This window comes from Shewanella sp. 433, assembly GCF_059338565.1.
The window spans coordinates 1,229,003-1,246,958 of record NZ_CM181703.1 but is presented as its reverse complement, the minus strand read 5'-3'; the positions used below and the strand labels follow the sequence as shown (position 1 = coordinate 1,246,958).

Genomic DNA, 17,956 nt, shown 5'->3' with positions numbered 1-17,956 from the left:
TGGTATGATGCAAGAGCTACTCACAGGCCGCACAAGGTTACCAATAAGCAAGGAGGCTGTATGAACATTTTAGTTGATCAAGTCCGGATTGCTGGGTTCAGAGGGATCGCTAATTTAGAGATATCTTTACCCAGAGTTGCAGTGCTTATTGGTACAAATAACGCTGGTAAAACCTCAATCATAAAAGCGCTACAACTCGCCTTGGGCGATTATTCGCGCTCTTTAACTGAGGAAGACTTTCATATTGATGGAGAAGATCATGGTAGTGAATCTATCATTGTCGATGTCAGAATTGTCGCAACAGACGAACATGGTAATAGAGTTCAAGCATTTGAAGCTGAATGGATAGAAGAGTTTGAAGACATTATTCAATCTGAAGCTAACGGCCATCAATTTGTTATTATTAGAACAAAATGTGAAAGAGACAAAGTAAAAGGCGGATTTTTAACCTCTCGATTCTGGATGGAAACATGGCCCGATTTTGAAGGTTGGGCAGATGTAAAGGTGATATCTAAACGACAAATTAGAAAACGTTACGATGCACTGCCTTTTATTTCCATTGATGCCCAGCGCGATATCCATCAAGAATTAAGAGAGAAAACATCTTACATAGGCAAAGTACTTTCAAGTATTGAGTATGATGAGAAAGATGTTGAAGAGCTTGAAAAGATGGTCGCTGACATTAATGAAAAGGCAGTTGCTAAAAGTGAACCTTTATCTGAACTTAAAACTCACCTCGACTCATTGAGTCAGTCATTTGAAGGCAATGGTCAAACAGAAATTACGCCTTTCCCTAAAAAAATTAGAGACTTGTCTAAGCGTTTTACAGTCCACTTTGGAGAACATGCAAGTAACTCTTTTTCAATGGAATACCACGGCATGGGCACGCGAAGCTGGGCATCAATGCTAACGGTTAAAGCATTTACCGAGCTTTCGGCTAAAAAGCATGCGGAAGAAGTTGAACCGTTTTTTCCAATCATTGCAGCGGAAGAGCCAGAAGCGCACTTGCATCCCAATGCTCAAAGAGCAATTTATAAACAATTATGTGAAACCAAAGGCCAAGTTTTAATAAGTACCCACTCGCCTTACTTAGCAGCTATCGCTGAACAAGATCAGTTGAGGGCGATAAGCAAAAAAAATGGTACGACAAAAGTCAAATCGCTTATTTCCGCAACTGAACCTGAAGATTTGAGGAAAATTCACCGAGAAGTTATTCATTCTAGAGGGGATATATTGTTTGCTAATGCAATTGTTTTGTCTGAGGGTGAAACCGAAGAACAATCATTACCAATTTTATTTGAAACTTTCTTTGAGCAAATGCCATTTGAAACAGGAATTAACTTTGTTGGTGTAAACGGCTCAGGAGCCAAATATAGACCATTTTTATTGCTTGCTCATGACTTTGATATCCCAGTTTATATATTCAGCGATGGGGAAGAAAAAACAGTTAAAGAATTGCGAAAGCATTATGAAAAAGTATTTGGTGAAAATAGCTTTGATAATGCCAATAACATAGTGATCCTTGATAACACTGATTTTGAAGGATACTTACTTGATTCTGGGTATGTACATGTTATTGAAAATGCAATAGTCAAAATTGATGGCGAAAATAAAATAGATAGCTGGATTAAAAAACGTCAGGGAACTCCCACCAAGCCAATAAGGGCTGATATGCCGCCTTGCGAAACATGTAAACAGCCTATTTTCGAATCTGAATTAAGGGACTATACACAAGAAGGAGGAAGAAATAAGGCTATCTTGGAAATTTTAGATTCTAAAAAACCTATGTACGCGAAGGCAGTTACAGAAGAGCTTTCAGCCTTATCTAAGTCAGATTTGCCAGCCAAAGTCATTCAATTGTTTGAAAAATTGCAAACAGGAGTCCAATGATATGAACTTATCTATCAAACAAAAGGAAATTGTAGAAAGCGAAATTGGGTTACCCATACAAATTTTGGCCTCTGCTGGTTCAGGTAAAACAAGAGTATTGACTGAGCGAATTCGGTTTATTCTGGAAAACACCAAAAAAGATAGAGTGATTGCCCTTACTTTTACTAATAAAGCTGCTGAAGAAATGCAGGAGCGCTTAGTTGAAGTGGATGACATTGAAGATCGATCTTGGATTTCTACCGTTCATTCCGTTGCTCAGAGAATATTGGAGCAATATGGGCATACCATCGGCTTACCTTCTGAGTTACACATTTACGACAGAGATAAAGACCGCATGGAAGTGTTTCTTCAATCACTAAGAGATGAAGGTGTCGATATTGACACGTATCTCAACATTGAAGATTCGAAAGAGAAGAAGAACCGCCAACAAGTCATGCAAAATTATATGGATACTTTTTCCATAATAAAAAGGGAACTGTTAAGCCAAGGCGAAGCAGATGAACGCTTTGGTGCAGAAAGTGGCGTTTGGAAAATTTATCAGGATTACCAAAATGCATTGCTTGCAAGTGGTGGTATTGATTACGATGATATCCTTATCTACGCCCATAAATTACTACTCACCCAAGAATGGATTGCTGACTTATACCGCACAAAGTATAAACATATTTGTGTGGATGAAGCGCAAGATCTTAACAAAGCCCAATACGAATTTATAAATGCGTTTTGTGGTGACAAAATTAAAAGCATCTTAATGGTGGGTGATCCCAATCAAATGATTTATGGGTTTAATGGTTCATCGGAAAAGTATCTCTTAACGCAATTTGTTGACGATTATCAGCCCACTCAATACCAACTTACAGAAAATTATCGAAGCACCAAAGCGGTAATTAATGTTGCTAATAAAATCAAACCGCTTTCACAAACAGAACATGAAATGGCGTTAAATGGCGTGTTTCATAAGCAATCGTGTGACGATGAATATGTTGAAGCGCTATGGGTCGTTAATCAAATTAATGAGTTGTTAAAGCTGGGCATACACCCAGAGATTGAAGGAAAAATATCTCTTAAGAATATGGTTGTAATAGCAAGAAACCGATTCGTATTTAAAGCTATTACTGATGAACTTGAGCAAAAGAATATACCTTACCATTTCAAAAAAGGTGAACGCCAAACAGAACCAACGTCGCTATTTGGCAAAGTGCTCGATTTTGCACTTCGTCTAAAACTAAACCCTAAAGATTGGGTTGATGGTAAAAAGCTATGCGCCATTCTCAAAGTAACCCCACCTGAAGATTGGGGTAATGAAGACTATTTGAGTGTATGGGCAAACGATGTACTAAATTCAGAAATACTTTTTTCTGACCTTCAATCAAAGCTATTGACTCAAATACAGAATCTAGATGCTGATGAACCAAACATTCCAAAGTTTCACAAAGAGTTAGTGGCTGAACTTAATGTATTAGCCAACGATGAAGCCTTAGAAGATAAAAAACCAGAAATTGAACGTAGCTTAGCTGAGCTAGAAGAATTTAGAAATTCTTGGACTCGATTCAAATCAAAGGGGCTTGGTAATTCACTACAAGCATTTAGAAATGCGCTTGCTTTAGGGCAATTGGCAGAAACAGCTCAGGGAGAAGGAATAACACTTAGCACAGTTCATACGATGAAGGGACTAGAAAAGGACATTGTATTCCTAATTGGTATGGTTGAGGGCGTTTTCCCTGACTATAGAGCCAAGACAGCGCAAGAAATAGAAGAAGAGAAAAACAGCGCCTTTGTAGCAGTAACAAGAGCTAAAAGGTGGCTTTATATCACTTACCCTCAAAAAAGGACAATGCCTTGGGGTGATATTAAATTTCAGTCGCCATCTCGATTTATAAGGGATTTATAAAAATGAATATTCTAAGCAAAGCAAGTTTTGAGACGAGAGCCTGATGAGCAAACAGATCGATAAGGAAATCATAACGGTAAAAGCACTATTGTCTTTGCCAAACTTGAGCATTCCGGCATATCAGCGCCCTTATAAATGGTCTCAAACAAATTTGGCTGATTTGCTAAGTGATTTAAAGGTATATCGAGAGAAATCGGCATACCGCTTGGGGTCAGTGGTATTTCATAAGCACATAGATAGCGACAAAGAAGCACTTGATATCGTTGATGGACAACAGCGGACATTAACCTTGTTGCTATTAGTAAAAGCCTTGTTAGAAGAGCGCTTCAATGGTTTAAAACGGCAAGATGTTAAAGAAACTCTGATCACACTAACTGAGCCGATTAATAGCTTTTTAGCGCGACAAACCTTTAATAGTGATATTTCGCATCGAAATTTGCATCAAAACTTTATGGCGGCAAAACGTACTGTTGCTCGCAGTGACTTTACTGAAGCGGATATTGATTTTTTATTAAACCGCTGTGAAGTTGTCACCTTTGTTCTAGATGATGTATCAGAGGCATTTCAGTTTTTTGATTCACAAAATGCCAGAGGCCGAGATTTAGACCCTCATGATTTGTTAAAAGCGTTTCACTTGCGTGAGTTTTCACAAAGCGAAAGTCAACTTAAAGCTAACTCGGTACGACATTGGGAAAGCTTGGAAAGTGAACAGTTGGCGCGACTATTTGCCAACTACTTGTTCCGTATTCGCAACTGGGCACAAGGTAAATCGGCACAGTATTTTAATAAATCAAAAGTAGGTTTATTTAAGGGCGTGAATCTCGATCAAGTTGGACTTTACCCCTATGTAGAACCGCTTCGCATAGCTCACCATTTTGTTGATAACTATAACGGGCAGTATCAGCGCCATATTGATCACCAACATATGCGTTTTCCTTTCCATTTAGATCAGATGATCATAAATGGCAGACGCTTTTTTGAAATGACCAGCCATTATCAACATAAGATTAATGAGATAGTCAGCGATGAGCGAAGTGGCAAACCAAAGGCTAAGAATAGTGAAGATAAAAGCCAAACTATTCGCATATTGGATCACGAATTAGAACCATTAGCTAGTAAGATTCTACATACTCTAAACACCTATCGTTCTCGAACCCGCACCGGAGATGGTTATATACGTACTCTCTTTGATTGTGCCGTGATTTTTTATCTAGATAAGTTTGGCGCACATCAGCTTTCGCAAGCGATAGAGAAGCTGTTTATTTGGGCATATAGCTGCCGATTACAAATGCAAGTCGTGGGTATAGAGCGCATGGATAAACACGCTCTTACACAAAATGTATTTGAACGTATAAAACAAGCGGTGCAGCCAAGTGATGTTTTAAATTGGCCGTTAGGCACATTGAAAGCATCTGATTGTAAGGGAACCAAGCTGAGTGAGATCACAAAGCTGTTTAAGGACATGAAGTACTATGAGTAATACGCAAGCACCATACCTGCAATACAATGATGGAACTGCAAGTAAAGCAATCACCAGCTTTAGCGTTAAAGCATTACTTTGTGATACAAGCCGCTATTTAGTCCCAATGTACCAACGTAACTATGCGTGGGGTGAAGGTGAAATCAACCAGTTTATCCAAGACGTATTCGATTATCAGCAAAGCAAACCTAATCAAACTTACTATATAGGCACACTGGTAGTGTTTGAGCGTAAAGATGGTAGCTTTGAAGTGATTGATGGGCAGCAACGTTTTACCACGCTCACGTTATTAGCTTTTGCTCTTAAACGCTTATCTTCTGCAAACGAATCGATGGTTGATATGGGCTGGTACAATGCATCCAACCTCAATTTTGAAAGCAGACAAAAATCATCGGATACCTTTGCAAGCCTAATTCAAGGTGTTGCACTAGAACACTTAAAAACTGACGACTATAACTTAGATGTGGTGAATGGATTCTCGTTACTTGAAAAAGGCTTATTGGCTCTGGGTGACAAGCTAGAAGGTTTTTGCAAATACCTGTTCAAAAACGTAGAAATAGCACGTGTATCAGTTCCAAAAGATACCGACTTAAATCATTATTTTGAAGTCATGAATAATCGCGGTGAACAGCTCGAAAAGCACGAAGTTGTCAAAGCTAGGTTAATGTCAGTATTAAATGAAATTAATGACCCCGATGAGCGCGAATACAGTATCCAGCTACTCAGTAAAGTATGGGACGCAACAGCGAATATGGAGCGTTACGTTCAATACGGATTTAGTCCAGAAGAAAGACACCTTATTTTTGGTAAATACGATTGGGGGCAATATACACCAAGGTGCTACGATGATTTAGCTGCAAGTATTGGCGAGGCAACCACTCAAAAGAACGAATGCACTCAAACCATATCGCTGACGCTCAATGAGATATTAGCAAAGCCACCTCAGTCCTCTTTTAGCGCAGATATCACGCTAACACCAGAGCGCTTTAATAGCGTGATTAATTTTTCTAACTTCTTACTGCATGTTTTGAGAGTGTTAACAAAGCAGGATATCGCATTAGACGATAAGCGTTTGCTAGAGCAGTTTGATGTTTATTTAAAAGACAACAGCAGTAACAAAATCAGCGCGGTAAAAGACTTTGTTTTTGCCTTACTCAAGTGTAAATATCTCTTCGACCAGTACATCATTAAACGTGAATTCAGTGATGGCAAAGATAAGTGGAGCTTGAAGAAGCTTCATTTTTACAATAAAGATAGCCAAAGTTATATCAATACGTTTAATGATAACGATGACTTAGAAAGCGAAGATGGGTTTGAAGGTAATAATCGTCAGATCTTAATGTTGTTAAGTGCAATGCATGTTTCCACTCCGACACTGGTTTATAAACACTGGTTAAATGGTGCGTTGTTCCATTTATTCAATATGGATGAAATTACGCCTCGCCTGTATTTACAAAAGCTCGAAAACTTAGCTCGCCAATTTGTATATGGACGCTTTTTAAGTGAATCGCCTTCTGATTACTATCAAATGATTTATCAAAACGAGAGATATTTAGCATTTGATTTAGGTAACCAGAGCGCGATGGCGAGGCTGAATTATGGCGTTATTGAAAATAACCTAGTGTTTAACTATCTCGATTATTTGTTGTGGTGTGATAGCGTTCAAAACAAAAAAGATGATGTAATTACTCAGTTTGAATTTACTTTCCGAAGCTCTGTTGAACACTTTTATCCTCAGCATCCACTTGATGGGCACCGTGTATTAGCCGATGCTGACCTACATCGATTTGGTAATTTGTGTCTGATAAGTCACAGTAAAAATTCAAAATTAAGTAACTTACAACCAACTGCTAAACGCGATCATTTTAAAGCCGCCATTGCCGATAAAAGCATCGATACCCTAAAACTGTATGAAATGATTAAGCTGATGAATGCTGCTAACGAGTGGACTGAAACTCAAATAGCCGAGCATGAACAAAGCATGTTAACGGTATTCGTAAACGACTCGAAAAAGGAATTAGACAATGAGTAATGTCGGTCAATTAGAACGAAAAACCCAAAACCGAGTGGTTAAGTTTTTTAAAGAACAGCTTAATTACAACTACTTAGGTAATTGGGAATCCGTGAAGGCAACAGCAATATAGAAAAAGACTTGCAGACTAAATGGCTTAAAGGTCGTGGAATTTCTGACTCTCTGATTACCCGCACATTGCGTCAACTTGCATAACACACTGTTTTAAAAGGAATTAATAAATATAGAAATAGATACTTATTTTTATATTTATTAATTTACAAAGATTAGAACTACTTGAAATATATGCAGTAATTGATATAGATATTTTTAGGTTTATTAATAAGTTATCGATATTGACATAAATAATTTGCTAAAAGTTTTTTTCATTTTTTTTTGAAAAAATCAAATTAGCCTTCGAATTTGAGGCAAAAAAAGCGGATCATTAAGATCCGCTTTTCAATTTTCTCTATAAGCTGAATTAACCAACTTAATTAAGATAACCATCTAAATTAAATCGTTAACCAACTTAATTACATGATCACAACTAAGTAGCCATTTTACTTATAGTCATCAATCGGTGCACAAGAACACATCAGATTACGGTCGCCGTAAACATCGTCGATACGGTTAACCGTTGGCCAGAACTTGTTCGCCTTAACTGCAGCACTTGGGAATACCGCCAGTTCACGGCTGTACGGACGTGAGTCAAACTCGCTATCCATGATGTCAGCCATGGTGTGCGGCGCGTTGTGCAGTGGATTGTTGTCCACTGGCCACTCGCCAGCTTCGACTCGGGCGATTTCGCCGCGAATTGAGATCATCGCATCGATGAATCTGTCTAGCTCGACTTTAGACTCAGATTCCGTTGGCTCAATCATTAAGGTGCCTGCAACCGGGAAGCTCATGGTTGGCGCGTGGAAACCATAGTCGTTTAGACGCTTAGCGATATCCATTTCTGTGACGCCAGAAGCATCTTTAAGCGGACGCAGATCTATGATGCACTCGTGAGCCACGCGGTCATTACGGCCTGTGTACAGTACAGGGTAATGGGCAGATAGCTTCTTCATCATGTAGTTAGCGTTAAGCAGTGCCACTTGAGTCGATTGTCTTAAGCCTTGGAAACCCAATAACTTAATGTACATCCAAGTGATAGGCAAAATGCTGGCGCTACCATATGGTGCAGCCGATACTGCGCCGTTGTTGTCTGATTCGCGGCCATGTTTAACCACTGTGTGACCCGCAACAAAAGGCGCAAGGTGAGCCTTAACACCAATAGGGCCCATACCGGGTCCGCCGCCGCCATGTGGGATCGCGAAGGTTTTATGTAGGTTAAGGTGCGATACATCGGCGCCGATGAAGCCAGGAGTCGTTAAGCCCACCTGCGCGTTCATGTTAGCTCCGTCTAGGTAGACTTGGCCGCCATGGCTGTGAATGACGTCGCAGATCTCGCGCACTGTCTCTTCATACACACCGTGGGTCGATGGGTAGGTGATCATGATGCAAGAAAGGTTATCGGCCACTTCGGCGGCTTTGGCTTTCAAGTCTTCCATGTCGACGTTACCGGCTTTATCGCACGCGGTCACCACCACTTTCATGCCTGCAAGCTGGGCTGACGCGGGGTTAGTACCGTGAGCCGATTGTGGGATAAGACAGATATTTCTGTGCGCATCGCCGCGGGATTCATGGTATTTCTTAATGGCTAATAGACCCGCGTATTCGCCCTGCGCGCCTGAGTTAGGCTGTAGGCAAACGGCGTCATAACCTGTGATATCAACAAGCCATGCAGACAACTGCTCGACCAACTCGCCATAACCTTGAGCTTGGTCTTGTGGGCAGAATGGGTGCATATTGCCAAACTCGGCCCAACTGACTGGCATCATCTCGGTGGCGGCATTTAGCTTCATAGTGCATGAGCCTAGCGAGATCATCGAGTGGTTTAGGGCTAAGTCTTTGTTTTCGAGACGCTTGATATAACGCATCATCTCGGTTTCGCTGTGGTAGCGATTAAAGGTTGGGTGAGTCAAGATAGCGTCGGTGCGCACCAGCTCACTAGGCACTGACCCACTGCCATTGGCGACGATGTCGGCATCCATTGCAGCAACGTCTAGGCCATGACCTTCACCTAAAATCACATCAAATAGCTGAGCGATATCGGCGCGAGTGGTTGGCTCAGCGATGCTGACCCCAAGAATGCCATCACTATCGACACGCAAATTAAGCTCTGCCGCGACCGAACGCGCTATCACAGCAGCGCTGTCGGCGACCTTAAATGACAGGGTATCGAACCAAGTATTGTTAACCAGCTCGACACCTTTGGCTTTAAGGCCTGCGGCTAAGATATCGGTTAAGCGATTGATACGCTGTGCAATCGTTTTTAGCCCATGTGGGCCATGGTATACGGCGTAAAACGAAGCCATGTTGGCCAATAGCACCTGCGCTGTACAGATGTTTGAGTTGGCTTTTTCGCGGCGAATATGTTGCTCACGAGTTTGCATCGCCATACGCAGCGCGCGGTTACCGCGTGCATCTTGCGACACTCCAATAATACGACCCGGCAGTGACCGCTTGTGCTCATCACGCGAGACGAAAAATGCGGCGTGTGGGCCGCCAAAGCCCATGGGCACGCCAAAACGCTGGGCGCTACCAAAAACCACATCGGCGCCCATGGCTCCTGGCGATTTGAGCATCACTAGCGACATGATGTCAGCGGCGACGGTCACGACCGCTTTTTTCTCTTTTAGTGCAGCAAAAAGCGCAGTGAAATCGCGAATTTGGCCGTGACGGTTAGTGTATTGGAATAGTGCGCCAAATAGCTCGTAGTTAACGGCATCTTCGGCAGGGCCGGTGACAATTTCAAAGCCAAAACACTCGGCGCGGGTTTTCACCACATCGAGGGTTTGCGGGAACACATCATCGGCAACAAAGAAAATATTGGCTTTCTTGGCCTTAGAGACACGTTTCGCCAGCGCCATGGCTTCGGCTGCGGCGGTGGCTTCGTCTAGCAATGAAGCTGAGGCTAAATCAAGACCGGTTAGGTCCATCGACACCTGCTGGAAGTTTAAAATGGCTTCTAGACGACCTTGAGCGATCTCTGGCTGATATGGAGTGTACGCGGTGTACCAACCTGGGTTTTCAAACACATTACGCTGGATAACACTTGGCACTAGCGTGCCGTGGTAACCCATACCTATGTAGCTTTTAAACACCTTGTTTTTATCGGCAATGGCGCGAATCGCGGCCATACCTTCGGCTTCGCCACATGCTGAGCTAACAGCAAGGTCGCGGCCTAGACGAATCGACTCAGGTACGATCTGCTGTGTTAAATCTTCTAAAGATTCTGCACCAACGAAGTTCAACATCTCTTGCTGTTCTGCGCTGTCCGGCCCGATGTGGCGACGGATAAAGAGTTCGTGCTGCTCTAACTGAGTGAGAGTTTCTGTGGTCATGATAAACCTAGTTCCATATTTGCCAGTATCCTGCCTGTAGGGGGGCGGTGTTACCGGTCTCATTTTTAATGTAGGGCGGTATAACAAAAAACCCCATGTCATTTAGGCATGGGGCTTTAGGGGCTCGACGCTTACTCTTCGTCGATAACTTCTTGATACCCTTCGGCATCAAGTAGGCTGTCAACTTCAGACTCGTCAGATGGCATCACGCGGAAGAACCAACCGTCGCCGTATGCGTCGCTGTTAACGAGCTCTGGAGAATCTTCTAATGATTCGTTAACGGCAATCACTTCGCCAGAAATTGGTGCGTAGATATCAGAGGCAGCTTTAACCGACTCGGCCACGGCGCAGTCTTCACCGGCGGTGACTGTGTCACCCACTTCTGGTAGCTCAACAAATACCATGTCACCTAGCAGCTCTTGGGCGTGCTCACTGATGCCGACAGTGTATGAACCGTCTGCTTCTTTGCGGATCCATTCGTGTGAAGAAGCGTACTTTAGTTCAGCTGGAATATTGCTCATTATTTTTAATCCTTTTTCCGTAATACTCAATTTTGACTAATCAGACAATGTGTAAGTTAAGCTAAAAAATTAGAATACTTGTTTACCGTTACGCACAAAGCCAGGGGCTATGACTTTAACAGGCACGCGCTTTTTACGCATCTCTACTTCTGCGACATCGCCAACAGAATTGGGCAAGCGTGCCATGGCAATAGAATAGCCTAAGGTCGGAGAGAATGTCCCGCTTGTGATAACCCCTTGCTGCTCTTCGCCGTTCGCGTCGGTAAAGAACACGTCCATACCCGGGCGAATCACCCCTTTGGCTTCCATCACTAGGCCCACTTGCTTATGGGTACCCGCCGCTTTGATGGCACTTAATGCTTCGCGGCCAATAAAGTCACGATCGCTTGGCTCCCAGGCAATAGTCCATGCCATGTTGGCTTCGAGCGGGTTAACGCTTTCGTCCATGTCTAGGCCATATAAGTTCATGCCCGCTTCTAAACGCAGGGTATCACGCGCGCCTAGGCCACATGGCTTAACGCCGTTATCCAGTAACGCTTGCCACAATGCACCCGCTTCTGCTTCTGGCACAATAATCTCGTAGCCCGCTTCGCCTGTGTAACCTGTGGTGGCAATAAACAGTGACCCAGACTGCACCCCAAAGAAAGGTTTCATCCCCTCTACGGCGGCGTTTTGCTCGGCAGTAAACACGCTGGCAGCTTTCGCCTTGGCGTTAGGGCCTTGCACGGCAATCATCGCCATTTCTGGACGTTCGGTAATGGTGACATCAAAGCCCTTCACTTGCTCAGCAATCCAAGCGAGGTCTTTTTCACGGGTCGCAGAGTTAACCACAATACGGTAATGGGTGTCGTCGAGATAATAGGTGATGAGGTCGTCAATAAGGCCAGCATTGTGGTCTAGCATACCGCAGTAAAGCGCTTTACCCGGTACGGTGAGTTTGGCAACGTCGTTTGCCAACAGTTTACGCAGAAATTCACAGGCTTGAGTGCCGGTTACGTCAACCACTGTCATATGAGAGACGTCAAACATACCTGCGTCTTGACGTACAGCATGGTGTTCTTCGATTTGAGAGCCGTAGTTAATCGGCATTTCCCAACCGTGGAAATCGACCATCTTGGCATTAGATTCCAAGTGCTTGTTAAAGAGTACAGTTTTATTAGCCATTATTATCTCTTCTTTAATGCCCTTTTCGGGTCTTACCTGACGGTGACAACATGGCTGAAATACATTGATAACTGGACTAACCGAGAGGCTCGGATAAGATCCCGTTTCCACCTGTGGTTTTAGCTATGCGACACCTAGGTGTGCTTTTTTATAGACACACCTGAACGTAGGGTACGTTGGGTCAGGATGTGATTGCAAAGATGAATTTTTGCATCAATTGCGTCGAATATGATGCATCGACTGTGTCGCCTGCTAAGACGGGTCAATGGTATCAAAATGCGGCGAAATTATACCTTGCGTCACAGTTTTGTATATAAGAGATTTTTCTAATCCGAGCGTATTTAACATTACTTTTTCTTATGCACTAACTGTAGCTTTTTTACAGCATCAAAAAACAATACCACAAAAATACCATAAACCACTGTATTTAAATGAAAAGTAAATCTAATTTATTTTCAGCGATGCTTATTTACACAGGGCTGGCAGACGGCTTTTATTGCCCATCGCCTGTTGCATAAACAGTGTTTTCACAGGAGAAAAATTATCAACCAAATTAAGCCCTAAATCTCGCAGTGCTTGTTTCACTGGGTTCGCCCCATCGAAGAGGCGCTTAAAGCCTTCCATTGCGGCAATCATCTCCAGCGCATCGGCTTTACGCCAACGTTCAAGGGCGCGCAAATTGGCATAGTCGCCCAAATCTTTACCCGTACGCTTAAGCTCACTCAGGGTTTCGATAATGGCCGCGGCATCAAGAAACCCAAGGTTAACCCCCTGCCCCGCCAATGGATGTATGGTATGGGCCGCGTCGCCTGCCAGCAATAAGCGGTGGCGGGCAAAGTGGCGCGCATAACGCATGCGCAGTGGAAAAGCCTGTGGCTCGCTTTCGAGCTTGCACATGCCTAGCTTACCGTCGAAAGCCGCGGTAAGGCTGCGCTCAAACTGCACCGCATCGCCGTCGAGTAAGGCTTGTGCCTTTGTTGGCGGCACCGACCAGACGATAGAGCAGAGGTTAGCTTCAAACAGGGGTAAAAAGGCCAATGGGCCATCTTGTAAAAACACCTGCCGTGCAGTGTCATTGTGAGGCAATTCGGTGCGCACCGTAGCGACAATGGCGTGGTGGCCATAATCCCAAAAGGTCATCGGGATCTTGCACTGTTCGCGCACCCAAGAGTTGGCTCCATCGGCGCCTATCACGAGGGCCGCCGACAGGTTGTCGCCATTGTCTAAGGTGAGCCATGCTTCGCGCTCGCCAAAGGCAATTTTGTCGAGGCGGCGGTTTTCAAGATGGGTTATCTCATCAAGCTCGGCCGCACGGCTAGCCAGTGCGTGGCTGATGTTGTCATTTTCAATGATGCTGCCTAAGGTTTGCTCGCTGATACTGTGGGCATCGAAAGCAATTTTACCTAGGCCGTCTTTGTCCCACACCGCCATTTTTTGGTATGGCCCCATGCGCGCCTCATCGACATAGGCCCAAGCACCAAGGTGAGTGAGTAAACGTTGACTGGCCTTGTTAATCGCACTGACGCGCATACGCGCCTCGCCCGACACGGCTTGGGTTTCACCAGCATCGATAACCACCACCCGCAGCGACTCCATCGCCAAACCGATGGCAGTTGCCAGTCCTACCATACCACCGCCAACAATGGCTACATCATAGGTTTGAGTGCTGAACATAGGGGTATCCTTTATCGCTACGAGGCTGAAGTTGTAGGGGATTTCCATCCCATGGCTTGGCGGGCAATGGGGGTTTTTAGCGGCGGACACCACGACAAGAGGCGTAGCCCAATATTACGTCCGGCCACCAGCGGCCAGTGTTGATTGGAGAAGCCGCGCACCAAAAACTCGACATTGTTAATGGTCGATGCCCTGTCTTGACTGCGCTGAGCTAAATAGTGATGGGTCAGCTTAGCGCCGCCAAGATCGTCTCCTGCTAATAGCGCGCCGCGCACCGCATCGATAACGCAGACTAAATCACGCAGCCCAAGGTTAAACCCTTGACCGGCAATGGGGTGTAAGGTTTGGGCGGCGTTACCAATAAATAGGGTGCGCTGATAGATAGGCCGCGGCATTGACGACAACTTAAGCGGATAAGCGTGGCGCTCTCCAACCTCGATAAATTGCCCTGCTCGATAGCCAAAGGCCTGCTGCAAACTGGCTAAGAAGGTCGATTTAGAGCAGGTTAACATTTGCTGCGCCATGGCGGGCGACAATGCCCACACTAAAGACATGCGAGCCTGACCATCAACATTGGCCATCGGCAGCAAGGCTAATGGGCCTGAGTCGGTAAAGCGCTCATAAGCCCATTGCCCATGGGGCTTGTCGATGCCGATATTCGCCACCACCGCCACCTGCTCGAAATCCACTTGCTCAAGGGGCAAGGTAAAGTCACGCCTGACGACCGAGTTAACCCCATCGGCAGCCACTACCAGCTTAGCGCTGAGTTCACGACCATCATCAAGCAGCAAATAATTAGCGGCGATATCGGCGCGAATGCTGGCTAACTTAGCCGGGCAATACAGGCTAATCTGCTGTTTCTCTAAGAGTTCAAATAACGCGGCGCCTACACGCTCTAGCTCGACCACTTGCCCTAAGTAAGGCAGGTGAAAGTCGCTAGCATTGAGGGTGGTCATGCCGAAATGGCCGCGATCGGACACGTGAATGTTGTCGATTGGGGTGCCCAAATGGGCCAATTTAGGCCAGATGCCTAATCGGGTCAGCTCGAAAATAGAGCCTTGCGCTATGGCGATTGAGCGGGCGTCAAAACCGGGATGCAGACCACCGGGACGGCTGGCTTCAATCAAAGCGACCTTTAAGGGACGCTTGAGCTCCTGCGCTAGCTTGGCTAGCCCTAAGGCTAACGTGGCACCGGCCATGGCGCCGCCAACAATGGCGATATCAAAATCAACTGTGGTCTGAGACGCGGTCATTCAATTTCTCTATTTAGGCAGATACTTAGCGGCACCTGCCGTGACTTTTGCTGTTGGCAATCTTAATGAATTTTGGGGTCTTGATCTGTGATCTCACTCGGCTGTGGGCCAAATTCGGCGTAGCACAGCAGTGCCGCCATGCGCGAAAACTCCATCAGTTCTATGTAGGCCGCTTCAGACTCATCATCGTCGGCCACGTCAAATTCTACCTGCGCGATTTCGGCCAGATCATTGATCACCTCTTTGACATCTTTAGAGGCGCGATGGAGTTTAGGCTGCACAATCGCCAGACCCGTTAAGAAGCTTTGTACCCATAACGAGAGTGCTTCAACCCGCTTATTAAGCGGCTCTTCCTCTTCGGGGGCCATTGGCGTAAAGCCAAAATCGGCATCGGTGATCCGCGCGACAGTATCTTGGTAGAGCTCTTCGAGCAGTTGAGTCAGCGATGGCGGCGGTAATTGGCCATCATTAATTAACTCTAACAGTGACTTTAACCATTCGCTTTTTGCTTGGCCCACACCACCGCAAATAAGCCCCACGAGTGAGCCATGTACTTCTACCGGATGTTGAGCGATTTCAGCACCATTGAGCTCGGCCAATAGGCTATCAATACTTAAAGAGGGAGGCGTTGCCATAACTAATATCCAATCATATTTTATCTGTGCACATGCTAGCAGAATTGACCACATCGACCAAGATTAAAAACGTGTGCCACTGCCAAACATTATGCCCACTAAGACGACTGATAGGTGGTGAAAAATCCCCCGCATAGGCCAGGGCCTGTTGGCGAGGTTTTCACCAAAAGCGATGCGATTTACCGCCATTTATCGCGCAAGGCGCCTGTGATTGGTTATCTAAACAACATTTAATCTAACAAAGTGTTATTAGCACCCAAGTGTTATTGCACTTTAAGATACAGACCGATATAGTCCGCTCAACAACACGATAAAAGGATCTACATCAGCAAATGAGTAGCCATGCTATAGAGATTAGCTTATTAGGCCGGACCTACTCCATCGCTTGCCCTATTGGTCAAGAAGATGCTTTGCGTCATGTAGCGGCAAAACTGGAAAAACAGTTAAGCACCCTTCGTGCCCGCACCAATAATTTGAGTCGGGAAGAGATTGCCATCATGGCCGCATTGAATATCGGCTATGAACTGTTAGAAGAACAGAAGAAAAATCAAGATTATATAAAGCAGATGGATGATAAAATTGGTCTGCTACAGTCGACCTTAGAAAGTGCGCTAGTTGAGCGCTCGACTAAAGAAGACTAAGCTAATTGAAGCATCAATTAGCTGATACTCACTGAGTATCGATGCAACGTTTTTGCTCCCTGTGGTGTGCGTGAGTCGGTTATGTCCCTGTGCCGATATTTACAAACCCAGGGTGAATGCTTTAATGACATTGCGCAAGCTCGGCTCGAACCGAGAAGCCTTAGGAGTTAATCATTTACCCGCCTTGAACCTACGGTTCAAGGGCTACACCGGTAACGGCACCTTGGGGAGCAATTCAAATAATTAAGCCATCGCTTTAACCAGCGGTGGCTTTTTTACATCTGTTGCAAATGAAACAAATTACCCACCTTGAAACACTTATGGGTTCAAAGGCTACACAGGTAACAACACCTTGGGGAGCAATTCAAATAATTAAGCCACCGCTTTAACCAGCGGTGGCTTTTTTACATCTGTTGCAAATGAAACAAATTACCCACCTTGCAACACTTATGGGTTCAGGGGCTACACAGGTAACAACGCCTTGGGGAGCAATTCAAATAATTAAGCCATCGCTTTAACCAGCGGTGGCTTTTTACATCTGTTGCAAATGAAACAAATTACCCACCTTGCAACACTTATGGGTTGATAATATTTTACCCATTGAATCGATAGCCTGCCTAACGCTACACTGAGCGCTCAGCCTAACGGTAACCTTTACAGAGCAGCGGTTAATCAGACGTTTTACAGGAAGTATGCCATTGAGACCCCTATTATCATCCACCACACCTATGCTTATTACGCGTCAAATGTTGCGCGAACAGGTGCGAACGGCCCGTAACGCATTATCTAGCAAGCAGCAGCGTCAGTTTGCCAACCAAGCATGCCAACACGCCCTGCAGTTAATCACCGAGCGCGGCGTAAAACGAGTGGCACTGTATTTAGCTAACGATGGTGAACTCGATACCCAGCCCTTAATTTACGCGCTGTGGCAACGAGGGATTGAGGTATACCTGCCTCGGCTGCATCCCTTTTCGCCAGGTAACCTTATCTTTCTCGCCTACCGAGCCGATTCTCCATTAATTAAAAATCGCCTCGGTATATTTGAGCCCAAGCTGGCGATCACGCAGATGCGTCTGCCTCATCAACTGGATATGGTGATAGCGCCATTAGTGGCATTTGATGCCAATGGCAATCGCATGGGGATGGGCGGGGGTTATTATGACCGCACCCTTGCCCATTGGCCGCTAACGGGTAAACCTTTACCTGTAGGTTATGCCCATGACTGTCAGCAAGTCCGTCACTTACCGTGCGAACATTGGGATGTGCCCTTGCCTGTTATTATTACCCCAACGCGCATAGTGTATGGTTCGTAACTAGGATTAAAGAAGAGGGTAGCCATCTGTTGAA

The 17,956-nt window shown here is 44.9% G+C and carries 12 protein-coding genes and 1 other RNA gene; 7 read left to right on the top strand and 6 right to left on the bottom strand.

The genetic code is table 11. From position 1 onward, the window contains the following. Positions 1–60 precede the first annotated feature (60 nt). Genes AC5YB1_RS05610 through AC5YB1_RS05595 form a run of 4 tightly spaced genes read left to right on the top strand, consistent with a single transcriptional unit; the run spans position 61 to position 7,293 of the window. Positions 61–1,890, top strand: a complete 1,830-nt coding sequence (locus tag AC5YB1_RS05610; RefSeq protein WP_494521052.1) for an ATP-dependent nuclease — start codon at positions 61–63, stop codon at positions 1,888–1,890. Between the two features lies 1 nt (position 1,891). Continuing rightward, the gene (locus AC5YB1_RS05605) at positions 1,892–3,781 is read left to right on the top strand and encodes an ATP-dependent helicase (RefSeq protein ID WP_494521051.1); all 1,890 of its coding nucleotides are present in this window, start codon (positions 1,892–1,894) and stop codon (positions 3,779–3,781) included. 43 nt (positions 3,782–3,824) lie between these two features. Then, positions 3,825–5,261 carry a DUF262 domain-containing protein gene (locus AC5YB1_RS05600; protein ID WP_494521050.1) on the top strand — a complete coding sequence of 479 codons (1,437 nt, stop codon included), beginning with the start codon at positions 3,825–3,827 and terminating at the stop codon, positions 5,259–5,261. Then, positions 5,254–7,293, top strand: a complete 2,040-nt coding sequence (locus AC5YB1_RS05595) for a DUF262 domain-containing protein (RefSeq protein WP_494521049.1) — start codon at positions 5,254–5,256, stop codon at positions 7,291–7,293. The genes AC5YB1_RS05600 and AC5YB1_RS05595 overlap by 8 nt, the downstream gene beginning before the upstream one ends. A gap of 539 nt (positions 7,294–7,832) precedes the next feature. On the opposite strand, the gene gcvP is transcribed toward AC5YB1_RS05595, so the two are convergent. The 6 genes from gcvP to AC5YB1_RS05565 all read right to left on the bottom strand — a co-directional run bounded on the left by gcvP (position 7,833) and on the right by AC5YB1_RS05565 (position 15,968). Further along, positions 7,833–10,721 (bottom strand): aminomethyl-transferring glycine dehydrogenase, encoded by a 2,889-nt coding sequence (gcvP, locus tag AC5YB1_RS05590; RefSeq protein ID WP_494521048.1) that lies wholly within the window; start codon positions 10,719–10,721, stop codon positions 7,833–7,835. Positions 10,722–10,852: 131 nt separating this feature from the next. Then, entirely contained in the window at positions 10,853–11,242 is a 390-nt protein-coding gene (gcvH, locus tag AC5YB1_RS05585; RefSeq protein ID WP_110457408.1) for a glycine cleavage system protein GcvH, read from the bottom strand. Positions 11,243–11,311: 69 nt separating this feature from the next. Further along, the gene (gene gcvT, locus AC5YB1_RS05580; RefSeq protein WP_494521047.1) at positions 11,312–12,406 is read right to left on the bottom strand and encodes a glycine cleavage system aminomethyltransferase GcvT; all 1,095 of its coding nucleotides are present in this window, start codon (positions 12,404–12,406) and stop codon (positions 11,312–11,314) included. Positions 12,407–12,871: 465 nt separating this feature from the next. Beyond that, positions 12,872–14,080 (bottom strand): FAD-dependent monooxygenase, encoded by a 1,209-nt coding sequence (locus AC5YB1_RS05575; protein WP_494521046.1) that lies wholly within the window; start codon positions 14,078–14,080, stop codon positions 12,872–12,874. A 17-nt stretch (positions 14,081–14,097) separates the two neighbouring features. Further along, positions 14,098–15,333: a 2-octaprenyl-6-methoxyphenyl hydroxylase gene (gene ubiH / locus AC5YB1_RS05570; RefSeq protein WP_494521045.1), complete on the bottom strand. Its 1,236-nt coding sequence runs from the start codon at positions 15,331–15,333 to the stop codon at positions 14,098–14,100. A gap of 62 nt (positions 15,334–15,395) precedes the next feature. Beyond that, the gene (locus AC5YB1_RS05565) at positions 15,396–15,968 is read right to left on the bottom strand and encodes a UPF0149 family protein (RefSeq protein ID WP_494521044.1); all 573 of its coding nucleotides are present in this window, start codon (positions 15,966–15,968) and stop codon (positions 15,396–15,398) included. A gap of 332 nt (positions 15,969–16,300) precedes the next feature. Here AC5YB1_RS05565 and AC5YB1_RS05560 point away from each other — a divergent pair, with 332 nt between their 5' ends. The 3 genes from AC5YB1_RS05560 to AC5YB1_RS05550 all read left to right on the top strand — a co-directional run bounded on the left by AC5YB1_RS05560 (position 16,301) and on the right by AC5YB1_RS05550 (position 17,922). Next, a complete protein-coding gene (locus tag AC5YB1_RS05560; RefSeq protein WP_475514703.1) occupies positions 16,301–16,609 on the top strand; it encodes a cell division protein ZapA in 309 nt (102 codons plus the stop codon). Between the two features lie 53 nt (positions 16,610–16,662). Then, positions 16,663–16,843, top strand: a non-coding RNA gene (gene ssrS / locus AC5YB1_RS05555) — 6S RNA. Between the two features lie 458 nt (positions 16,844–17,301). Further along, positions 17,302–17,922, top strand: coding sequence for a 5-formyltetrahydrofolate cyclo-ligase (locus tag AC5YB1_RS05550; protein WP_494521043.1), 621 nt, complete (start codon positions 17,302–17,304; stop codon positions 17,920–17,922). Positions 17,923–17,956 lie beyond the last annotated feature (34 nt).